This window comes from Janthinobacterium sp. LS2A (genome assembly GCF_036543145.1).
GTDB lineage: Bacteria > Pseudomonadota > Gammaproteobacteria > Burkholderiales > Burkholderiaceae_D > Janthinobacterium > Janthinobacterium aestuarii.
Map to the genome: position 1 here is coordinate 1 of NZ_JAZHPB010000006.1, position 21671 is coordinate 21671.

Genomic DNA, 21671 nt, shown 5'->3' on the forward strand with positions numbered 1-21671 from the left:
TAATTGTTAAAGAACTGTATTCGGTACTACTTTCGCGCTATCGACAAAGCGTTGTGTTTGTCAGCTGCGAAGAAGGAAGAGTATGAAGCATTTCGCTAAATCCGTCAACTCCTTCTTTTTACTACATCGCCGTTTCCGGTGATCCTCAACTGCCGCAGTGACTGCGTCTCATTGGGGAGGCGAACTATAGCAAAGCGCCCCAGGAGTAGCAAGGCTTTTCCCGGGTATTTGCGGCCAACTGCTACAATTTCGCCCCCTCAGCGCAAATTCGCGTCCCACCATAGAAGATTCACCATGAAACAACAAGCTCAAGGATCAGGCCTGACCCTGAAACGGGCTGGCTTTACCACTGGCTTCGGCGTACTCGCCGCCACCCTCGGTTCCGCAGTCGGTCTCGGCAACATCTGGAAGTTCCCCTATCTGACAGGCGCCAATGGCGGCGCCGGCTTCCTGCTCATCTATCTGCTCGCTACCTTATTAGTGGGACTGCCTGTGATGATCGCGGAAATCACCCTCGGACGCCGGGCCAAGGTCAATCCCATCTCGACCATGGAGCAGCTGGCACCGAAGGGCAAGCCCTGGTGGCTGGTCGGCGTCATCGGCATGGTCGCCGCCTTCCTGATCGTCGCGTTCTATTCGGAAGTGGTGGGCTGGGTGTTCGCCTATATTGCCAAGGCCATCGATGGTTCCATTCTCAGCAGCGACAAACTGGTGACGGAAACGGCCTTCGCCTCCCTGATCAGTGATCCCCTGCAATCGCTGTTGTGGCAATGGGGCGTGCTGCTGTTTATCGGCGGCATCTTGATGCTGGGCGTGACCAAGGGCATCGAAGCGATCGCCAAGAAACTCATGCCGCTGCTGTTCCTGCTGCTGCTCCTGCTCTGCGCGGTCAGCCTGTCGCTCGATAAGGCGGGCGAAGGCCTGGCATTCCTGTTCCGTCCTGATTTTTCCAAGCTGACAGCTTCCGTCGTGCTGACAGCCATGGGCCTGGCCTTCTTTAAATTGTCTGTCGGCATGGGCACGATGATGACCTACGGCAGCTATTTCCGCGACGACCAGAATATCCCCGTCACGACCTTGCGCGTGATGGCGGCCGACCTCGGTGTATCGATGCTGGCCGGCATCGCCATCTTCCCCGCCGTGTTCACGTTCGGTTTCGCGCCCAGCGCGGGACCGTCGCTGGTATTCATCACCATCCCGGCCGTGTTTTCGCAGATTCCCATGGGACAAGTGCTGATGGTGGTGTTCTTTATCCTGGCCGCCGTCGCCGCCACGGGCGCGATGCTGTCGCTGATGGAAGTGCCCGTGGTGATTTTCCATGAACGCTTCGGCTGGACACGCACCAAGGCAACGGTCGTGACCATGCTGCTGCTGGCCGTGCTCGGTTCCGTGTGCGCGCTGAGTAACAGCACTCTGGCGGACTTCAAGCTGTTTGATTTGAATATGTTTGATCTGTTCGACTTCGTCTCATCGAATATCTTCTTGCCCGTGGGCGGCATCGCGATTGCCTTGTTTACAGGCTGGGCCTGGGGCAAGCAGCATTTCATCGATGCGATCAGCAATCACGGCCAGTTGCAGAACAGGCAACTGGCACATGTGCTGCTGTTCCTGCTGCGCTTTATCTCGCCCGTGCTGATCCTGATCGTGATGCTGAAGGGTTTGAAAGTCTTTTAATCAGAGTACCCGGGTGTAGGTCTGGCGCACCAGCACCCGGTCGCCGCAATCGAAATGCCACCATTCGCTGTTGATGCCAAAGAAGCCCGCCTGGAACATGGCGTCGCGCAACAATCGGCGATTGTCCACTTGCTGCTCCGTAATTTCTCCCCTTTCCCGCATCACCAGTTCCAGTGCCGGATGCGAGCGCTCACTCAGGTCATCAAAACCCGTGCCCATGTCCAGTTCCTGCCCGTCCGGGCCGACGATGGTGATGTCGAGCGCCATGCCGAACGAGTGGATCGAGCCGCGCGATGGCTCGGCGATGTAGCCGAGCAACTCCGTTCCCTGCAGCGCATCCCATAGTTGCTGCTGCACCCGCTGCGGGCGCAGGGCGTCGAGCACCAGCAGATGATGATCGGGCTGCCGCTCGGCCAGCCAGGCCACGGCTTTCTCCAGCGCCACTGCCGCATCGCGGTGCAGCCAGGCGCAATCGATGGGGCTGTATAAGTCGCGGCCGACAAAATTGTCGGGCGTGGCATAGCGCAAATCGACAGCGATGCCGGCGATGCTGCTCAGATGACGAAATTGCGGATCGCTGCCGACCGCTTCCAATTGCAAACTTGCAACAGACATCAGACTCCTCTTTCCAGGCAATTGCGCGCCGCCACGCCAATGCTGTCGGCCAGGCGCCGCGCGCCATGCGACAGCGGCGAGTGGCTCGCCGTCAATAAATACAGTTGGATCGGTATCGTGGGCGCCCAGGGACGGCGCTGCAGCCGCTCGGGCGAGCCGGACGCGGCCGTAAACGGATCGACCACGGCCATGCCGGCGCCCGCTTCCACCAGCGAGCGGGCGATTTGATAGGTCTGCACTACGGTGGAAAACACGGGGTGGATATCCTGCGCCTCGCAAGCGGCGATCACCAATTCACCCAGCGGATCGTTATCCGTATGGCCGATCAGCTCGCCGTTCAGGCCATGCGCCGTCAACGGGGTGCCGCAATCGGCCGCGCGCCAGGTGCCGGCTGGCGCGATCACCGTCATGACGCCCTGCGCGATCGGTTCGGCCACGATGCCCGGATGGCGCGGGTCTTGCAGCGACACGGCCAGGTCCGCTTCACCGAGGCGCAAGGTATTGACGATCTCTCCCGTGTGATGTGTGGCCAGCTGGCAACGCGTGTGGGGAAAGTCGCGTCGCCACTCCGTCATGGCAAACGGCAAGACGCTGATGGCAATCGTCGGCGTGGAGACCAGGCGGATGGTTTCCACCGCATGCCCCTTCAGGCTGGCCGCCAGGCGGCGGATGCCCAATAAATCGCGGTTGAGCTTTTCCGTCTCGACAAACAGGCGGTGCGCCTCGGGTTTCGGGTACAGCTTGCCCCGCACGCGCTCGAACAGCGGCATGCCCAGTTGCAACTCGCAATGCTGCAAGACCTTGGTCACGGCCGGCTGCGAGATATGCAGCACCTGGGCGGCGCCGCTGATGGTGCCAACTTGCATGATGGCGTGAAACACTTCGATATGACGCAGCCGCATGAGCTATTCCTTTACCTTGCCGTGGCCGCCTGGGCCGTCAACGTTCAGCATATAAGAAAAAGTCATGGGCTGGAACGGCTATGCTACTTTGCAACAACAGCTGGCGCCGGCGTCGTCAGCACTTCCAGCAGGGCCGCCGTTTCTCCATCGGGCGTGCCATCGAACAAGGTGTTGCGGTATTTCATCTGGAAGGCGATCAGTACATTGCGCGTCGCTTCATCGAACACGCCCGTATTCGGCGTCGCATAGCCGTGCTGGGCCAGCTTTTTCTGGAACCAGACGGCGTCCGGTACTTGCTGCTCAAAAATGAGGCGCTGCGCGGCAACACGGTTCGCATCGGGCCAGACGATCAGGCCCGCATCGGCCAGCTGGCGCCAAGGAAACAGCGGACCCGGGTCCTGCTTGCGCTGCGGGGCGATCTCGTTATGGCCGAGGATATTTTCCGGCGCGATGTTGTAGCGGGCCTGGATATCTTTCAACAGTGGAATCAACTCATCGATCTGTGCCTGGGGAAACGGATACCAGAGGCGGCCTTCCGGCGTGTCTTTGTAGCCAGGGTTGACGATCTCGATACCGATCGAGCTGACATTCAACTGTGTATAAGTCTTCCAGTTACTCACACCCGCGTGATTGGCCTGGCGCGATTCGTCGACCAGCACGTAAAACTTCGGCTTGTCCGTGTCCGTCAGCAAATAATGGCTGCTGACCACTTGTTCCGTCAGGATCTTGATCGAACGGGGCAGGTCGCTGACCGTGTAATGGATGACGATGAATTTCACGCGCGGGCTCTGGCTGCGCGCGTTCAAGCTATGGTCGAGGTGCGGCGCAGGCGTGGTACAGGCGGAGAGCAGGGCCACCAGCAGGGCGAGGGCGATTTTTTTCATGAAAGATCCGTGTTCGGGTTAATAAAATGTTCAGTATTGGCCTGTGTATTGACCGCCGCCTTGACGGCTATCCTGGCCGCCGCGTCATGTGGACGGGCAACTTTCTGTTCCATCGTCAACGATACAGGCAAAGCGGCGCGCATGGCTGACGCGATGGCCGGGTGCAACTGCGCCGCGCGGCCGGCCAGCACCACGGGACGCGGACCATGGCGCGATACCAGCGCCATGGCCAGGCGCGCCAGTTCCTGTCCCGCGCGCTGCAAGATGTCCAGCGCCAACGGGTCGGCATCGGCACTGGCGGCCACGGCCAGCGCCAGCCGGCCGATGGCGCCCCGGTCCTGGCCATACATGAAGGCGCGCGACAATGACCAATCGCTGCCGCCCAGTTGCGCAAACACGGCCTCGGCCATGGGCGACGCTTGCCAGCTGCCGGGCGCCTCGTCTTCGCGGCGCCAGATGTGGCGCAAAGCTTCGCGCGCGATCCAGTAACCGCCGCCGCCATCGTCGAGCAGCACGCCGCGACCGCCCGCGCGGTGAAACACGCCATCCGCATCGATCCAGGCCGCAATCGAGCCCGTGCCAGCGTAGACCAGATAGCCTTCGCCGGGTTCAAAACTGTCGCGATAGGCGATGTCGATATCATTGCCCAAGCGGACGTCGACGGCGTCCAGCGCCAGCAACTCCGCCAGCATGTGCGCCAGCGTCACATCGTCGCCGCCAAACCCCGTCAAGCCCGCCACCACGGCGCGCGGCTGGCCAATGGCCAGCACAGCCTGAGACAATTTCGCAAACGTGGCGTGCACAGCTGCGCGGCCCGCTTCGCTGCTCATTTGCAAGGCAGACAAGCCTTCCACGGCCCCGTCCGCCACGATGGCGCCATCCGCGCCGGCCAAAGCCCAGCGCGTTTGCGTGCCGCCCGCGTCGATGCCCAGCCCGAGTACGGCCATGTCAGTATTGATTGCAGGGAAGGAAATCATGGCATGAGTGTAAAGCCAAGCGGAGCTTGCAGGCATGAAAGCTTGCGCATGTTTCATGCCTGCAGGTTATGGATTGCCGGTAAACCGGCAAAATTACTTGGCGACGACCGTAAACGGTGCGCGCACGGTGACGCGGGGGCTTTCATTGCCGAGGCGGTCCACGGCGCTGACCACCACCGCATTGACTTTACCAATGGCATCGTCGACCAGGGTCAGTTCGCCTTGCACGCCCGTGACCACGGTAAAGCGCCAGTCTTCGCCGTAGCGGGCCCAGACCGCGTACTGCGCCACGGGTTTGCCGCCGCCCGCCGTCAATTTGATGTTCAGGCTGGTGGAATCGCGGCGCAGAGCCAGCACGGGCGTACCCGGTGCTTCCTTGCCCAGCCATGGCGTGGCGGGAATCAGGGCAGGGCTTTGATACACGGTCGCCTTGAGTTGCTCGCTGACACCCTTGCGGTTCTGCATCAGGGGCACCATGCTGAAATGCACTTGGCCATTCGCGCCGGGGCGCGTGCGCGTCACTTCGATCTGCTTGATGATCTCTTGCGGCGTGAAGGACTTGGCGGAATTGTCGATACGGCTCGTGTACAGGCCAGGCCAAACATGGCGGCCATACGGGTTTTGCGCCAGCCAGTAGTCGAGCAATACGCCAAACGCTTGCGGCGCCTGCGCCACGGGCCAGTACAGCTGCGGCGACAGATAATCGAGCCAGCCCTTGGCCAGCCACAATTCCGCATCCGCATACAATTTATCGTACTGGCTGAAGCCGACGATGCCGGCAGGGCGACGGTCCGGGCGGCCGATGCCGAACGGGCTGATGCCGAAGCGCACCCAGCTCTTTTCACGGTGGATGCCTGTATATAAAGCTTCGATCAGCTGGTTGACGTTCTGGCGGCGCCAGGAAGGGCGGTCCAGCTGGCCGCCGGCCAGCAGATATTGCTGCCAGGAAGGCTCATCGGGAAACGGCAGTTCGCGCTTGGCGCCGCCATTGCCCGCGTCCAGCGCGGCTGTTTCGGCCCCCGCACCGGCGCCAGGCGCGTCGATCGGGTACGGATAAAAGTAATCGTCGATGTGCACGCCATCGATATCGTAACGGCGCACCACGTCGAGCACCACGTCCGTCGTGTGCTTGGAGGCGGCGGCGTCGCCCGGGTCCATCCACAGGTAGCGGCCGTATTGCTTGACGGACGCCGGGTTGGTGGAAGCGAAACTGTCGCGCGCCAGCGGCGACTTGGCCGTCGCGTGACGGGCCCGATACGGGTTGAACCAGGCATGCAATTCCAGGCCCCGCGCATGCGCCTGGGCCACCCAGAAGGCCAGCGGGTCATACAGGGGCAATGGCGGCTGGCCTTGCTTGCCGGTCAGGTATTCCGACCACGGCTCCAGTTGCGACGGGTAAATCGTGTCGGCGCTAGGGCGCACTTGCAGCACAATCGCGTTCAGATTCAGGGACTTGGCACGGTCGAGAATGGCCAGCGCTTCCGCTTGCTGCTTGGCGACAGGCAAATTGCTGCGGCTGGGCCAGTCGATATTGGCCACCGTCGAGACCCAGGCGGCGCGGAATTCGCGCGGCGCCGGCGGCGGCACTTCACCCGTGATGTGCTGCACGGGCGGCACGGCCGGCAAACCCGCTTCGCCCGGCGTCGCTGCGGAGGGGATCCTGGTGCTGGTACAGCTGCTGAGCAATGTGGCGGTGGCCAGCGCGGCCAATACGCCGGCGCTGGCGCTCAGGCGTTTTTTAAAAGTAGACAACAAAACAATTCCTTGCAGTGGTGAAGCGCAGGTCTATCGGTGCGGGCATTTTACTGTGCGCCCGCCATCCATGCGGGCGCACGGTTCAAAAGAATCAGGCCTCGGCCTTCTTGCCGAATTCGGGATCGATCTTGACCAGCGCAGCCATGATGAAGGCAGGAATGGTGGCGATGCAGACCCAGATAAAGAAGTGCTGGTAGCCGAGCATTTGCTGGATCCAGCCGCTGGCCATGCCCGGCAACATCATGCCCAGGGCCATGAAACCCGTGCAGATCGCGTAATGGGCCGTTTTATGCGCGCCATCGGAGACCATGATCATGTACAACATATAGGATGCGAAACCGAAGCCATAGCCGAATTGCTCCAACGCAATACCACCAGCGATCACATAAATGCTGCTGGGCAAGGCGCTGGCCAGATAGACAAACACCAGGTCGGGCAGGTGGACGGACAACACCATGATCCACAGGCAGCGTTTCAAGCCGAAGCGGGAAATGATGAATCCGCCCAGCAAGCCGCCCAAGGTCAGGGCGATCACGCCGATGGTGCCATAGACGAGGCCCACCTGTTCCGTGCTGAGGCCCAGGCCGCCCTTGGCGACGGGGTCGAGCAGGAAAGGCGCGGCCAATTTGAGCAGTTGCGCTTCGCCGAGGCGGAACAGCAGCAAAAAGCCGAGGATGACGACAATGTCCTTCTTCTTGAAGAAGGAAGCAAAGGTGGCGACGAATTCTTGCAACGGGGAAACACCGGCGCCCTGGATGCTGGGGCGGTCATCTTTCGGTTTCGGCAAGACAAAATAGTGGTACAGGAAGAGGGCGATGAACAGGCCCGCCAGAATGGCGAACACGACGGACCAGGCCAGCTGCACATTGCCCGTCGCATGCGTCAGATAGCCGGCCAGATACACGAGGCCGCCCTGGCCAGCGATCATCGCCAGGCGGTAAAACGTGCTGCGCACGCCGACAAAGGCCGCCTGCTGGTGCTCTTCCAGGCCCAGCATATAAAAGCCATCAGCGGCGATGTCATGCGTGGCGGAACTGAAAGCCATCAGCCAGAAGATGGCCAGGCTGATCTGGAAGAAGTGCGGCAAGGAGGTCGTCAGGGCCACCAGCGCCAGCGCGGCGCCGATCACCAGCTGCAAGCCGACGATCCAGAAGCGCTTGGTGCGGTACATATCGATGAAGGGCGACCACAGCGGCTTGATGACCCACGGCAAGTACAACCAACTCGTATACAGCGCGATATCGGTATTACTGAAACCGTAGTTCTTGTACATGATCACGGACAAGGTCATGACCACTACATAGGGGATGCCCTGGCCGAAATACAGGGAAGGGATCCACAGCCACGGCTTATTTGCGCGCGCCGCGGCGGTTTGTTTCACTAGCTCCATACATCCTTCTTTGTCTCCCAGACAGAAGAATGCCGCGCCATCGGATCACGCCGCCAGTGCCGCCCGCACACTGCCGTTCGCGCCGGCCAACAATGCCTGTGCCTGGTTTGTGTTGATTTTTTTGATCAAGGCAACAATCGCCACCTTGACGTGATAGTGGCATTGCTCCAGCACGGTTCTGGCCTGCACTTCGCTGGCGCCGGTGGCGTGCATGGTCAGACGCACCGCCCGCCAGATCAGTTTGGCGTTGGTCGGCTTCAAGTCTACCATCAAGTTTCCGTAAGTTTTATGCAAACCGACCATCAGGGCGCTGGAAATCGTGTTCAGGGTGATTTTTTGCGCCGTGCCCGCTTTCAGGCGCGTGCTGCCGGATATGACTTCCGTACCCGTGTCGAGCACGATGCCGCATTGCGCCTCGTGCGCCACGGGGGCGTCCACATTATTGGCGATGCCTATCGTCAAGGCGCCCGCCTGGCGCGCGGCCAGCAAGGCGCCCAGCACATACGGCGTGGCGCCGGAAGCGGCCAGCAAGATCACCACGTCGTTGACGTGCGGCTGCAAGGCCAGTAAATCCGCCTCGCCTTGCTGCAAATCGTCTTCCGCGCCTTCCACAGCCGTAAACATGGCGCCCGCGCCGCCGGCCAGGATGGCGACGGCCCGCTCGGGCGGCCAGGAAAACGTGGGATTCAATTCAACGCTGTCGAGCACGCCCAGGCGTCCCGACGTGCCCGCACCCACGTACAGCAGCCGTCCACCGGCCGCGATGCGGGGCAGGGCGGCCGTGATGGCGGCGGCGATGTCGGGCGACGCCAGCCGTACGGCCTCGACGGCCCAGAACTGATCATCGACCAGCGCCGCCACCAGCTGCTCCACCGGATACAGGTCCAGATCCGGATGCCGCCGGCTCGGGGTTTCAGTTTTCAACATGATTTTAGAACATGGTTGAAGGTGAAACCAGTTTAATACCAACGAGCAATATCAGCCATGAAAGGTTGGCGGGCGGGCATAACGGGAGTTTATGGCTGGTGCAGGAACGGCGGGTACTACTTGTACTTCGATACGGTTCCGTTTGTGTCTATACTTGGGTTCGACGCCAACATCAACGACATCCCCATGATCGCTCGCCAATTGCTGTTCCTGTTTAGCGCCCTTGGCGCCATCAACGGCATTTTTCTGGCCGTCTATTTTTTCAGCCGCCGGCCTCGCTGCCTCGCCGACTGCCTGCTCGGTGCATTGCTGCTGGCCGTCGGGGTGCGCACCGCCAAATCCGCCTTCCTCTTCTTCAACCCGGCGATCGCACTGGAATTTCGCCAGCTGGGCCTGTCGGCCTGCCTGCTGATCGGTCCCTTGACCTATCTGTATGTGCGCGCTTTTCTGGCCGGGCTCGGACAATTACCTGTTGGACAACAATGGCGTTGGCATCTCGGCTTGTCCTGCCTGCTCATTGGCATTGGCGTTGCCTTTCCGTATGCCGCGTATCGTTCTGTGTGGAACCTGTCGAGTCATGCCATTCATGTGTTCTGGCTAGGCTACCTGCTGGCGGCCGCCCGGCTGCTCTGGCAAAGCCGCCGCGCATGGTGGAACGACGGACAACGGATGGCGACCAGCAACGTGCTCCTGCTGAGCGTCTTTGCAGGCAGCTGTGTCATGCTGGCGGCGTACGCGAGCACGCCGTTCACGTCCTATATCGTCGGTGCCTTGTCGTTCACCTTCTCGCTGCATGTCGCGGTCATGGTTTTTCTGCTGAGAAAAGAAACCTCGACGCCTGCCGAGCCAAAACAGAAGTACCAGCATAGCCGCCTGACGCACGACGATGCGCTTGCCGTGCTCGCTGCGCTGGAACAACAGATGAGCGGGCAGAAATCCTATCTGAATCCGAATCTGACCCTGGCCCAACTGGCCAAGCGGGCCGGATGCACGCAGGCGCAGGTGTCGCAGGTACTCAATGACAAGCTGGGCAAGAGCTTCACTACCTACGTCAACGAATACCGTATCGCCGAGGCGAAACAGGTATTGACGGGCGAGCCACAACTGAACATGGATACCGTTGCCGAGCGCTGCGGGTTCAATTCCAGTTCCACCTTCTACTCGACCTTCAAGAAAGTGGCTGGGCAGACTCCCGCCAGCTTCCGGGCTCAATCCAGCCAGGCGGTCCCGGCCATTTCCGCATGAAACCGCTCCGGAATCGCCATTCCGGAGTCTGACATCCTGTTTGGCGACATCAAGTCCCCTGCGCTTCGATAAATTATCGACCACCAGCGATCTGAAATAGTCGTTGCTCCGATAAACGAAATTCTTCATGCAGGGTAAAACCATGATCCAGTTTTTAGTACGAACCGTACTCGCCTGTTGCCTGCTTGGCATCACCGCCGTCAGCACCGCCGCCACCGCGGACCAGGACGAACATGCCATCCAGGAAACCGTGCACTTGTATCTGCATGGCACCAGCTTCAATGTGCAGGGCGAGATCAACCAGGCCTTCCATGCCAGCGCCCGCCTTTACCTGGACGGCAAAGACGATACGGAATGGGAGTTGAGCGGTCCGGAATACGCCAAACTCTTTAGCGATGAGAAAAAAGGGCAATTCAATGGGCGCCACGGGCGGTTGATCAATGTAGAGGTGAACGGCAAGGTGGCCACGGCCAAGGCCGAGATCCACATTCCCCGACAAGGGGTCCGCTATGTGGATGTATTCCTTTTGAAAAAGATCGCCGGCAACTGGAAGATCGTCAGCAAGTCGGCCGATCGCGAGCCAGCCGCGCGGCACGCACGCAAGGTGTTGCTGGTCGTGTCGAATGTGCATCAATATCCCGGCACAAAAGTTAACGCAGGCAATAATTTCCCCGAGCTTGCCTATACCTATGATGCATTTCGCAAAGCAGGCTACGCGGTCGACTTCGTCAGTCCCGAGGGTGGCGCCGTTCCCCTGGAAATGATCGTCACGTCGGACGAGTTGCTCAAGAAGTATCTGTACGACAGTGATTTCATGTGGGCACTGGCCCATACCAAACCCGTCGCCGAGGTCAAGGCAGACGAGTATGCGGGCATGGCTTTCGTCGGCGGCGGCGCGGCCATCGTCGGCATCCCGGACAACAAGCCGCTGCAGGACATCGCCTTGCGTATCTACGAACAGCAAGGCGGGGTGATCGCGGCCATCTGCCATGGCACCGAGGGCATCAAGAACCTGAAGCTCAGCGACGGTACTTTCCTCATCCAGGGCAAGGTGCTCACCTCGTTCCCCGATGCGTTTCTCAACAAGGAATCGCCGATCTACAAGGCCTATCCCTTTTCGGCGGAAGGCAGCATCAAGCGCCAGGGCGGCATTTTCAGGCACGGCGCCAGCGGACAGAGCCACGTCGAGGTCGATGGCCGACTGGTGACCGGCATGAGCTGGGAGTCGTCCGTCGGCGTGGCGGAATCCATGATCCGCCTGTTCGAGCAATAAGTTTACGGCGCGCGGCGCATTTCCGCCACGAAATCGTAATGGTCGCTGCGGCAATACGAATGCGTGAGTTCCACCGCTTCACCCGTCTCCAGGTAGGCAATGCGCGTGATGAACAGCACGGCCTGGCCATCGGGGATGCCCAGTTGCTTGGCCAGCACGTCCGTCGCATTCATGGCGCGGATGTGCTGCAAGGCGCGCACGGGGGCCTTCTTGATGCTGCTCAAGTATTCATACAGCGAGTCGCCCATGGCGTCCGGGTCCGGCACCACGCTGAACGGCAACACGCTCACTTCATACGCCATCACCACGTCGTCGGCCAGGCGCAAGCGCTCCAGGCGCGCCACCTTCGTGTTCTGCGCCAGGCCCAGGCTCAGCTGTTCATCGCTGCTGGCAATGACGACTTCGCGCTTGAGCCAGCGCGAACCGGGGCGGTAGCCGCGCTGCTGCAGCTGTTCGGAAAAGCTCGACAGGTTTGACAGCGGCTGCTCGATGCGCGGGGCAATATAGTTGCCCGAACCACGGCGGCGCACGACGAGGCCTTGCTCGACGAGCTGGTCGATGGCCTTGCGGGCAGTCACGCGCGATACGTCGAGCAGTTCGGACAGGGTACGTTCGGATGGCAGGGCCTGGTCTACCTGGTAGCGGCCGTTGCGTACGTCATCGCTCAGCTTGCGGGCGATCTGCATATATAAAGGCGAATTGTCATTTAAATCGACCTTGAGTTCTACGCTGGTCTGGCTCATACAGTTCTCCTTGTCCTCCTAGTGTAATAGCGATGGCGCTTGTGCGTGGCCCGTCCACCCATGAATAAATGGAAAATGGCCATAAATAACGGTTATACACTTAAAAAAACAATGTTTTACCGTACGTATAGCTTTGCATTATAGATAAATAAGCAATTTTCATTGGCGTCGTGAAGCATCCCGCCCTATGCTGGCGATGCCTCCACTACGCCGTGAAACAGGGAAACATGCACAATAAAATGACGGGTTTGCTGGGCTTGCTGCTGCTGGGCACGACCTGGAGCGCACTGGCCGCCCCGCCCGGTGGCGGCAACGACCAGCAGCGCGCGCTCGATGCCACGCTATCGGCCATCGTCGATGATCCGCTCCACCCGCTGGCCAGCCTGTCCGTGCTGGCCATACGCCACGGCAAGGTGTCGTATGAGCAACAATTTGGCTACCGGCACATCGGCGCCACGCGGGCGGACAGCTTGCCCGTGACGCCGGCCACCCTGTTCCGCATCGCCTCGGTTTCGAAGATGATGACCACACTGGGCCTGATGCGGCTGGTCGAACAGGGCAAGCTGAGCCTGGATCAGGACGTCGGCATCTATCTGGGCTTTTCCCTGCGCAACCCGCATTTCCCCCAGCAAGCGCTGACCTTGCGCAGCCTGCTCAGCCACACCTCCTCGCTGCGCGACGCGGGCGGCTATGCATGGGGGCCGGAACGCAGCCTGCGCGACGTCTTTACGGCCGGCGGCGACAGCATGTGGGACAAGCAAACGGCGCCGGGCCGCTATTTCACGTACGCCAACCTGAACTGGGGCGTGATCGGCACCGTGATGGAAAAAGTCACGGGAGAGCGCTTCGACTTGCTGATGCGGCGCCTGCTGCTCGATCCGCTCGATGTGCGCGGCGGCTACAACCCGGCCGCATTCCCGGCGGAAGACGTGGCGAACACGGCCACGCTGTACCGCAAGCGCACGCTCGAGACAGAAGTGTGGCAGCCGCAAGGCCCGTGGATCGCGCAAGCCGACGATTTTTACCAGCGTCCACCGACTGCCCTGGCCAGCTATGTGATCGGCAGCAATGCCACCGTCTTCAGTCCCACGGGCGGCTTGCGCATTTCCGCCGCGGGACTGGGCAAGGTCATGCAAATGCTGCTCGACGGCGGCCGCTATCAACATCAGCAACTGTTGCAGCCGGCCAGCATCGCCCTGATGTTTGGCCGCCAATGGCAGCTGGCGCCCGATGGCGGCAATGGCGACAGCGAACGGGGCCTGTACCGCGCCTGGGGCCTGGGCAACCAGCAGTTCGATGCGGTGGCGGGGCAGGGCAACCATCTGGTCGAGGGCGCCAGCTTCACGGCCGTGGGCCACCTGGGCGACGCGTATGGGCTCGTCTCCGCCTTCGTGCTCGATTTTCAGAAAAAAAACGGCATGGTGATGCTGGTGGGCGGCACGGGCAGCGATCCCGAACAGTACCCTGGCACGTATTCCGCCATGGGGCGCAGCGAGGAACGGATACTCACCACCCTATACCGTGGTGCGATGGACAACAATCCATCCTTGCATTGAAATGGTGCATTCCTGAAAGTTATGGCTGCACCATGATGTTTCATTGGCTGCGTTGGCGGCCAGCCTCTAAGCTCTTCCCGAATGCTCCCGCACCATGGGAGCGCAACGCAGCGAGGCAACATGCAGCAACAAGTCATCATCATCGGCGGCGGCGTCGTCGGTCTGACATCGGCCTGGTGGCTGGCCGAGGCCGGCTACAAGGTCACTTTACTGGAACGCAATGAACAGGTGGCGATCGCCGCCAGCTACCGCAACGGCGGCCAGCTCAGCTATCGCTATGTGGCACCGCTGGCGGACGCGGGCGTGCCTTTCAAGGCCCTGCAATGGCTGCTGCAGAAAGACGGTCCGCTGCGCTTCCGCCCCGAGGCCGACTGGCGCCAATGGCGCTGGATGGCCAGTTTCCTGCGCAATTGCAACAGCGCCAGCAATGCCCGCACGACGGCCAAGCTGCTGCAACTGGGAGAATGGAGCCGCGCCGGCATGGCCCAGCTGGAATTGACCGTGCCGCCGGAAGCGTATGCCCGCCGCGATGCGGGTAAACTCATCGTCTACCGCTCGCCCGCCATCTTCCAGCGTGCCGTGGCGCGGCCGGAATCGGAAGAGGCGCGTGTCGTCTTGTCGCCGCTGGAAGCCGTGCAGCGCGAACCGGCGCTGGCCGCCTTGCAGGGTTCCCTGGCGGGCGGCATTTTTACGCAGGGCGAAGCGGTGGCCGATTGCCACGCCTTTTGCCTGGCGCTGGAAGCGCGCCTGCTGCAGCACCCGAATTGTTCGCTCTTGTTAAAAGGCGAGGCGCGCCGCCTCGTCACGCACAAGGGCAGGATCACGGGGGTCGACACCAGCCTGGGCCTATTGCAGGCGGACCATTACGTGCTAGCGGCCGGCATCCAGAGCCGCGACCTGGCCGCCACGGCAGGCATTTACCTGCCCCTGTATCCGTTGAAGGGCTACAGCCTGACGGCGCCCATCCGCGCCCAGCACCGTGCGCCCGAGATCAGCATCACGGATTTCGAACGCAAGGTGCTGTATGCGCGCATCGGCAGCGACCTGCGCGTGGCCGCCATGGTCGACATGGTGGGCGCCGACAACAGTATCGACTGGGGCCGCATCGCCGGCCTGACGCGGCTGGCGCGCGAAGCCATGCCGCACGGCGCCGACTACGACCAAGCCACGGCCTGGGCCGGCCTGCGCCCCGCCACGCCGAACAGCGCGCCGCTGGTGGGCGCCAGCAAAGTGGCAAACTTGTGGCTGAACGTGGGCCATGGCCCGCTGGGCTTTACCTTTGCCGCCGGCACGGCGCGCATCCTGGCCGACCTGATGGCCGGCAAGGCGCCGCCGTTCGCGCTGGACTTCCTCGCGCCTCAAAAATAGGCGGACTGGCGGCAGCGGCGACCGGCGCCGCCGTTATGGCGGATAATTGCGGAACTTTTCAGTTCCCCTATTTGCCAGCGCATGCCCACACTCTCGACATCTGCCGCCTGCCCTTGTGGCGGCGCCTCCTACGCCAGCTGCTGCGGCCCGTATATCGCGGGCGACGCCTTGCCGCCGACGGCCGAAACCCTGATGCGTTCGCGCTACACGGCGTTTACCTTCCGCGACGAGCCGTATCTGCTTGCCACCTGGCATGCCAGCACCCGTCCCACCGACGCCTTATTTGCCGAAGAAGAAAAAGTCCACTGGCTGGGACTTGAGGTAAAATCTGCTTTACGTTTACGTCAACGTAAAGCAGAATCAGACGATCAAACCGAAGAGACAAACCGCGACAGCGTCGAATTCGTGGCCCGCTACAAGGTCAACGGCCGCGCGCACCGCCTGCATGAAGTGAGCCGCTTTGTGCGTGAAGCTGGTGACGGCGGCATGCGCTGGTTTTATCTCGACGGCAGTTTTCCCGAATAGCGCGACCCGAGAGACCGGGCGATAATAAAAAGGAACCGCAATGCCGCACATCGAAAGCAAACTCAATCCGCGCAGTGAAGATTTCAAGGCCAATGCCGCGGCCATGCAAGCCATCGTCGACGATTTGCGCGACAAGGTGGAAAAGATCGCGGCCGGCGGCGGCGAAGCGGCTGCCGCCAAGCACCTGGCGCGCGGCAAACTGCTGCCGCGCGACCGTGTGCAGATGCTGCTCGATCCCGGCACGCCCTTCCTCGAGTTTTCCCAGATGGCGGCCTACGCCATGTACCAGGACGCCAAGGGTGTCGATGCGGCGCCTTCCGCCGGCATCATCACCGGCATCGGCCGGGTCTCGGGCCAGGAATGCGTCATCGTGTGTAACGACGCTACGGTCAAGGGCGGCACGTATTATCCGATGACGGTCAAAAAACATTTGCGCGCCCAGGAAATCGCCGACCAGAACAACCTGCCCTGCATTTACCTGGTCGATTCGGGCGGCGCCAACCTGCCGAACCAGGACGACGTCTTCCCCGACCGCGACCATTTCGGCCGCATCTTCTACAACCAGGCGAATCTCTCGGCCAAGGGCATCCCGCAGATCGCCGTCGTGATGGGTTCTTGCACGGCCGGCGGCGCCTACGTACCGGCCATGAGCGATGAATCGATCATCGTCAAGGAGCAAGGCACGATTTTCCTCGGCGGCCCGCCGCTGGTGAAAGCGGCCACAGGCGAAGTCGTGACGGCCGAAGACTTGGGCGGTGGCGACGTGCATACGCGCTTGTCCGGCGTTGTCGACCACCTGGCGCAGAACGATCTGCATGCGCTGTCGCTGGCGCGCACCATCGTCTCGAACCTGAACCGCACCAAGCCGCAGCAGATGGCGCTGCGCGAGTCAGTCGAACCGAAATACCCGACGCAGGAACTGTATGGCGTGATCCCCGTCGATACGCGCAAACCATTCGATGTGAGGGAGGTGATCGCGCGCATCGTCGACGGCAGCGATTTCGACGAATTCAAGGCCCGCTACGGCACCACCCTGATCTGCGGCTTTGCGCATATCTATGGGGTCAAAGTCGGCATCATCGCCAACAACGGCATCTTGTTCTCGGAATCGGCGCTGAAAGGCACGCATTTCATCGAATTATGCTGCCAGCGCAAGATCCCGCTCGTGTTCCTGCAAAATATCACCGGCTTCATGGTGGGCCGCAAATACGAAAACGAGGGCATTGCCCGCAACGGCGCCAAGATGGTCACCGCCGTTGCGACGGCCGCCGTGCCGAAATTCACGGTCATCATCGGCGGCAGCTTCGGCGCCGGCAACTACGGCATGTGCGGCCGCGCGTTTTCCCCGCGTTTCATGTGGATGTGGCCCAATGCGCGCATCTCCGTCATGGGCGGCGACCAGGCCGCTTCCGTGCTGGCGACCGTCAAGCGCGACGGCATCGAGGGCAAGGGCGGACAGTGGAGCGCGGACGAGGAAGCGGCCTTCAAGCAGCCGATCAAGGATCAATACGAACACCAGGGCCACCCGTACTACGCCACCGCGCGCCTGTGGGACGATGGCGTGATCGACCCGGCCGACACCCGCATGGTGCTGGGCCTGGGCCTGTCGGCCGCGCTCAACGCCGAAATTCCGGACACGAAGTTCGGCGTATTCCGCATGTAACGGGCAATAAGGAGAGAAGACCATGGAATTTGAAACCTTAAAGCTGGTCATCGAGGGCAATGTCGCCACCCTGACCCTGAACCGTCCCGACGTGCGCAATGCCTTCAACGAGACGACGATCGCCGAACTGGCGCGCGCCTTCGAGGGCCTGGGACGCAGCGACATGGTGCGCGCCATCGTACTGGCGGCGAATGGCGCGGCCTTCTGCGCCGGTGCGGACCTGAACTGGATGAAGAAGATGGCCGGCTACACGCATGCCGAAAACCAGGCCGACGCGCTGCAGCTGGCGCAGATGCTGCGCACGATTTACCTGTGTCCCAAGCCCGTTGTGGCGAAGATCCAGGGCGACTGTTATGCGGGCGGCATGGGCCTGGTCGCCGCATGCGATATCATTCTGGCTGCGGAAGACGTGCATTTCTGCCTGAGCGAAGTGCGGCTGGGACTGATCCCGGCCACTATTTCACCGTATGTCATCAAGGCCATGGGCGAAAACGCGGCACGCCGCTATTTCCTGACCGCGGAGCGATTCTCCGCGCAAGAGGCGCTGCGCATCGGCTTTGCCCACGAGGTAGTCGAGGCAAGCGCGCTGGACGCGAAAACGGCCGAGGTGCTCAAGGCGCTGACGGGCAACAGCCCGCACGCTGTGGCGCAAGCGAAAACGCTGGTGCGCGAGATCGTCGGCCAGCCGGTCAACGACGCGCTGCTGGCCGACACGGCCGAGCGCATCGCGCAAATCCGCGCCTCGGAGCAGGGACGCGAAGGCGTGCAATCGTTCCTCGACAAGCGCAAGCCGAGTTGGCTCATGGGCTAGCAATATCATTGGAGCAGTTTTGAAAGCAGAAAAACAATCGGGCTGGGTCGAACGCAGTCTGCGCAGCGTGTGGCATCCGTGCACGCAAATGCAGCATCACGAGACTGTACCGCTCATCCCCGTCAGCCATGGCCGCGGCGCCTGGCTGTACGACCACGAAGGCCGACGCTACCTGGACGCCATCAGCTCCTGGTGGGTGAACCTGTTCGGCCATGCGAATCCGCGCATCAATGCGGAACTCAAGGACCAGCTGGACCGCCTGGAACACGCCATGCTGGCCGGTTTCACGCATGAACCGGTAATCGAACTGTCGGAAAAACTCTCTGCATTAACCGGCGGCGTGCTTGGCCACAGCTTTTACGCGTCCGACGGGGCATCGGCCGTGGAAATCGCCCTGAAAATGAGTTTTCACGCCTGGCGCAACAGCGGCAAGAGCGAGAAACAGGAATTCGTCTGTTTAAAGGGCAGCTACCACGGCGAAACCATCGGCGCCCTCGCCGTCACCGATGTCGCCCTGTTCAAGGATGCCTACGGCCCCCTGCTGCGCGCCACGCAGACGGTGATGTCGCCCGACTTCCGCCAGGCAGCCGAGGGCGAGACCGCCGAGGACGTGGCGCGCCGCGCGGCCGCCGAAGTCGAGCAGCTGTTCCAGCAAAAAGCGGACAAGATCGCCGCCATCATCATCGAGCCGCTGGTGCAATGCGCGACCGGCATGGCCATGCACGACCCGCTGTATTTGTCCTTGGTGCGCGCCCTGTGCGACCGTTATCAAGTCCATTTGATCCTCGATGAAATCGCCGTCGGCTGCGGCCGTACGGGCACCTTCTTTGCGTGCGAGCAGGCCGGCATCTGGCCCGATTTCGTCTGCCTGTCGAAGGGCATCAGCGGCGGCTATCTGCCCCTGTCCCTCGTGATGACGCGCGAAGACATCTACCAGGCGTTCTACAGCACCGACATGCGCCGCGGCTTTTTGCACTCGCATTCGTACACGGGCAACCCGCTGGCCTGCCGCGCCGCGCTGGCAACCTTGTCGATCTTCGAGGAAGACGATGTACTGGTCACCAACCGCGCACGCGCCGCCAAGATCACGCGCGCCCTGGCGCCGCTGGCGCAGCATGAGCGCGTAAAACACTTCCGCCAGCAGGGCATGATCTGGGCCTTCGATGCGGTGGACGCTGCCCCGGATTTTTCGCGCCGCTTCTTCAGCACGGCGCTGGAACACGAACTGTTGATGCGCCCCATCGGCTCCACCGTCTACCTGATGCCGCCGTACATCCTCGACGACGAGGAAATCGCGGGCCTGGGCCAGCAGACCCTGGCCGTCTTCAATCATGTGATCGGGGCCTGAGATGGAACTGATCGCGCGATTACAACTGCAGCTGCAAGGGCTGGAAGAGCGTAGCCTGATCCGCCGCCGCCGCACCGTCGACACGCCATGCGCGCCGCGCCTGACGGTCGACGGGCGCGCCATGCTGGCCTTTTGCAGCAACGACTACCTGGGCCTGGCCGCGCATCCGCGCATCGTGGAAGCGCTGAAAGAGGGTGCCGACCTGTATGGCGCCGGCAGCGGCGCTTCGCACCTGATCAGTGGCCACAGCCGCGCCCACGCGCAGCTGGAAGAGCGGCTGGCCGCTTTCGTGGGCGCCAACCTGGAACAGGCGCGCGCCCTGTATTTCTGCACCGGCTATATGGCGAATTTAGCCGTGCTCACGGCCCTGTCGGCCGGCGATCCTGACGCCGAGATTTTCTCGGAAGCGCTGAACCACGCCTCGCTGATCGACGGCACGCGCCTGGCCCGCGTCAAGACGCGCGTGTATCCGCACGCCGACCTCGATACCCTGGCGGCCCTGCTGGCGGCCAGCACGGCACAAACGAAAATCGTCGTCACCGACAGCGTCTTCAGCATGGATGGCGATCTGGCGCCGCTGCCCGCGCTGCTGGCCCTGTGCGAGCGCTATGGCGCCTGGCTGGTGGTCGACGACGCGCACGGCTTCGGCGCGCTGGGCGCCAATGGCCGTGGCGCGCTCGAACACTTCGACCTGCATTCGCCCTACCTCGTGTATGTGGGCACCCTGGGAAAATCGGCCGGCGTGGGCGGCGCCTTTGTGTGCGCGCACGAAGCCGTGATCGACACCCTGATCCAGAAGGCGCGCCCCTACATCTTCACGACGGCGGCCCCGCCCGCGCTCGCGCATGCGCTGCTGGCCAGCCTGGACATCATCGCCGGGGAAGAAGGAAAACAACGCCGGGCTCACTTGGCCGCGCTGGTGGCGCAGTGGAACGATGGCTTGCAGCTGCGGCGCTGGCAAGCCTTGCCGTCGGTGACCGCCATCCAGCCCGTCATCATCGGCGAAAATGCGGACATGCTGGCCGTCGCCGCCCAACTGTACCAGCAGGGACTGTGGGTCGGCGCGATCCGCCCGCCCACCGTGCCGGCGGGATCGGCGCGCCTGCGCGTGACCCTGTCGGCCGGCCACACGGCGCAGGAAGTGGCGCAATTGATCAACGCAGTCAACACCCTGGAAAGGACTCGCCATGAGCCTTGATGATCCTATCGTGGCGGAAGTGCTGGCGGACCTGGCGCCGGCCGTGCAACCGGCACCGGCCACCACCGGCCTGCCATCGCGCTTTGCCTGTTTCGTCACCGGCACCGACACGGAAATCGGCAAGACCTTGACATCGTCGGCCCTGCTGCACGCGCTGGTCGCGCGCGGCGTGCGCGCCTGCGGCATGAAGCCGGTGGCCGCCGGCGCCGAAATGCGCAACGGCGAGCTGCATAATGAAGACGCCGACAGCCTGATCGCCGCCGGCAACGTCACCATGCTGCGCAGCCTGACGACGCCCTATATGCTGAAGGAACCGGCCGCGCCGCACATCGCCGCCGCGCTCGAGGGCATCAGCATCGAGTCCGTGCCGATCCTGGCCGCCTACCTGGAAATCGCCGCCGCCTCGGACGCCGTCGTGGTCGAAGGCGTGGGTGGCTTCCGCGTGCCGCTCTCCAGCGATTTCGATTCGGCCGACCTGGCGCAGCAGCTCGACCTGCCCGTAATCCTCGTCGTCGGCATGCGTTTGGGCTGCATCAGCCAGGCCTTGCTGACGGTGGAAGCCATCGAAGCGCGCGGCTTGACGGTGATCGGCTGGGTCGCCAACACCCTGGAAGTGGAAATGCGCTTCCTCGACGAAAATATCGATGCGCTGATCGAGCGCATCCCGGCGCCGCTGCTGGGCAGGGTACCGCGCCTGGCGCACCCGAGCGCGGAAGCGGCGGCCGCGTATCTCGATTTCACCGGCTTGCCCAACTGGCCGGCGCAGCAGAATTAAACCGAACACTTAACGTAGCTAAAAAATAGAAGCGAAGGAATC

The 21671-nt window shown here is 62.1% G+C and carries 19 protein-coding genes; 11 read left to right on the forward strand and 8 right to left on the reverse strand.

All coding sequences use genetic code 11. The features are described from left to right. The first annotated feature begins 294 nt into the window (after positions 1–294). Positions 295–1674, forward strand: a complete 1380-nt coding sequence (locus V3C40_RS17495) for a sodium-dependent transporter (protein WP_331778103.1) — start codon at positions 295–297, stop codon at positions 1672–1674. On the opposite strand, the gene V3C40_RS17500 is transcribed toward V3C40_RS17495, so the two are convergent. The 7 genes from V3C40_RS17500 to V3C40_RS17530 form a co-directional block, all read right to left on the reverse strand. Further along, positions 1675–2289, reverse strand: coding sequence for a M15 family metallopeptidase (locus tag V3C40_RS17500; RefSeq protein ID WP_331778104.1), 615 nt, complete (start codon positions 2287–2289; stop codon positions 1675–1677). After that, positions 2289–3191: a LysR family transcriptional regulator gene (locus V3C40_RS17505; RefSeq protein WP_034752410.1), complete on the reverse strand. Its 903-nt coding sequence runs from the start codon at positions 3189–3191 to the stop codon at positions 2289–2291. The genes V3C40_RS17500 and V3C40_RS17505 overlap by 1 nt, the downstream gene beginning before the upstream one ends. A gap of 83 nt (positions 3192–3274) precedes the next feature. After that, positions 3275–4075 carry an N-acetylmuramoyl-L-alanine amidase gene (locus tag V3C40_RS17510; RefSeq protein ID WP_034752412.1) on the reverse strand — a complete coding sequence of 267 codons (801 nt, stop codon included), beginning with the start codon at positions 4073–4075 and terminating at the stop codon, positions 3275–3277. Next, complete coding sequence (locus V3C40_RS17515) at positions 4072–5022, reverse strand: N-acetylglucosamine kinase (RefSeq protein ID WP_331778105.1); 951 nt, start codon at positions 5020–5022, stop codon at positions 4072–4074. Before V3C40_RS17515 ends, V3C40_RS17510 begins: the two co-directional genes overlap by 4 nt. Positions 5023–5145: 123 nt before the next feature. Beyond that, a complete protein-coding gene (locus V3C40_RS17520; RefSeq protein WP_331778106.1) occupies positions 5146–6807 on the reverse strand; it encodes a glycoside hydrolase family 10 protein in 1662 nt (553 codons plus the stop codon). 91 nt (positions 6808–6898) lie between these two features. Continuing rightward, on the reverse strand, positions 6899–8197 hold the full coding sequence (locus V3C40_RS17525; protein WP_072456197.1) for an MFS transporter: 1299 nt from the start codon (positions 8195–8197) through the stop codon (positions 6899–6901). A gap of 45 nt (positions 8198–8242) precedes the next feature. Further along, entirely contained in the window at positions 8243–9124 is an 882-nt protein-coding gene (locus V3C40_RS17530) for an N-acetylmuramic acid 6-phosphate etherase (protein WP_034752419.1), read from the reverse strand. Between the two features lie 120 nt (positions 9125–9244). On the opposite strand from V3C40_RS17530, the gene V3C40_RS17535 reads away from it, so the two are divergent. Both V3C40_RS17535 and V3C40_RS17540 read left to right on the forward strand, forming a co-directional pair. After that, positions 9245–10369, forward strand: coding sequence for a helix-turn-helix transcriptional regulator (locus tag V3C40_RS17535; RefSeq protein ID WP_331778107.1), 1125 nt, complete (start codon positions 9245–9247; stop codon positions 10367–10369). 127 nt (positions 10370–10496) lie between these two features. Beyond that, positions 10497–11642, forward strand: coding sequence for a nuclear transport factor 2 family protein (locus tag V3C40_RS17540; RefSeq protein ID WP_331778108.1), 1146 nt, complete (start codon positions 10497–10499; stop codon positions 11640–11642). A gap of 2 nt (positions 11643–11644) precedes the next feature. Here V3C40_RS17540 and V3C40_RS17545 read toward each other — a convergent pair whose 3' ends face one another. Continuing rightward, complete coding sequence (locus V3C40_RS17545; RefSeq protein ID WP_034752424.1) at positions 11645–12385, reverse strand: GntR family transcriptional regulator; 741 nt, start codon at positions 12383–12385, stop codon at positions 11645–11647. A 227-nt stretch (positions 12386–12612) separates the two neighbouring features. Here V3C40_RS17545 and V3C40_RS17550 point away from each other — a divergent pair, with 227 nt between their 5' ends. The 8 genes from V3C40_RS17550 to bioD all read left to right on the forward strand — a co-directional run bounded on the left by V3C40_RS17550 (position 12613) and on the right by bioD (position 21629). Further along, complete coding sequence (locus V3C40_RS17550) at positions 12613–13941, forward strand: serine hydrolase domain-containing protein (protein WP_331778109.1); 1329 nt, start codon at positions 12613–12615, stop codon at positions 13939–13941. Positions 13942–14022: 81 nt separating this feature from the next. Then, positions 14023–15309, forward strand: coding sequence for a D-amino acid dehydrogenase (locus V3C40_RS17555; RefSeq protein WP_331778110.1), 1287 nt, complete (start codon positions 14023–14025; stop codon positions 15307–15309). Between the two features lie 81 nt (positions 15310–15390). Beyond that, the gene (locus tag V3C40_RS17560) at positions 15391–15834 is read left to right on the forward strand and encodes a YchJ family protein (protein WP_331778111.1); all 444 of its coding nucleotides are present in this window, start codon (positions 15391–15393) and stop codon (positions 15832–15834) included. Between the two features lie 40 nt (positions 15835–15874). Beyond that, a complete protein-coding gene (locus tag V3C40_RS17565) occupies positions 15875–17497 on the forward strand; it encodes a carboxyl transferase domain-containing protein (RefSeq protein WP_331778112.1) in 1623 nt (540 codons plus the stop codon). A gap of 22 nt (positions 17498–17519) precedes the next feature. Next, a complete protein-coding gene (locus V3C40_RS17570) occupies positions 17520–18308 on the forward strand; it encodes an enoyl-CoA hydratase/isomerase family protein (RefSeq protein WP_331778113.1) in 789 nt (262 codons plus the stop codon). Between the two features lie 19 nt (positions 18309–18327). Further along, positions 18328–19656: an adenosylmethionine--8-amino-7-oxononanoate transaminase gene (gene bioA / locus V3C40_RS17575; protein ID WP_331778114.1), complete on the forward strand. Its 1329-nt coding sequence runs from the start codon at positions 18328–18330 to the stop codon at positions 19654–19656. Position 19657: 1 nt separating this feature from the next. Next, positions 19658–20854: an 8-amino-7-oxononanoate synthase gene (gene bioF, locus V3C40_RS17580; RefSeq protein ID WP_331778115.1), complete on the forward strand. Its 1197-nt coding sequence runs from the start codon at positions 19658–19660 to the stop codon at positions 20852–20854. Further along, complete coding sequence (gene bioD, locus V3C40_RS17585) at positions 20844–21629, forward strand: dethiobiotin synthase (protein WP_331778116.1); 786 nt, start codon at positions 20844–20846, stop codon at positions 21627–21629. The genes bioF and bioD overlap by 11 nt, the downstream gene beginning before the upstream one ends. Positions 21630–21671: the final 42 nt, after the last annotated feature.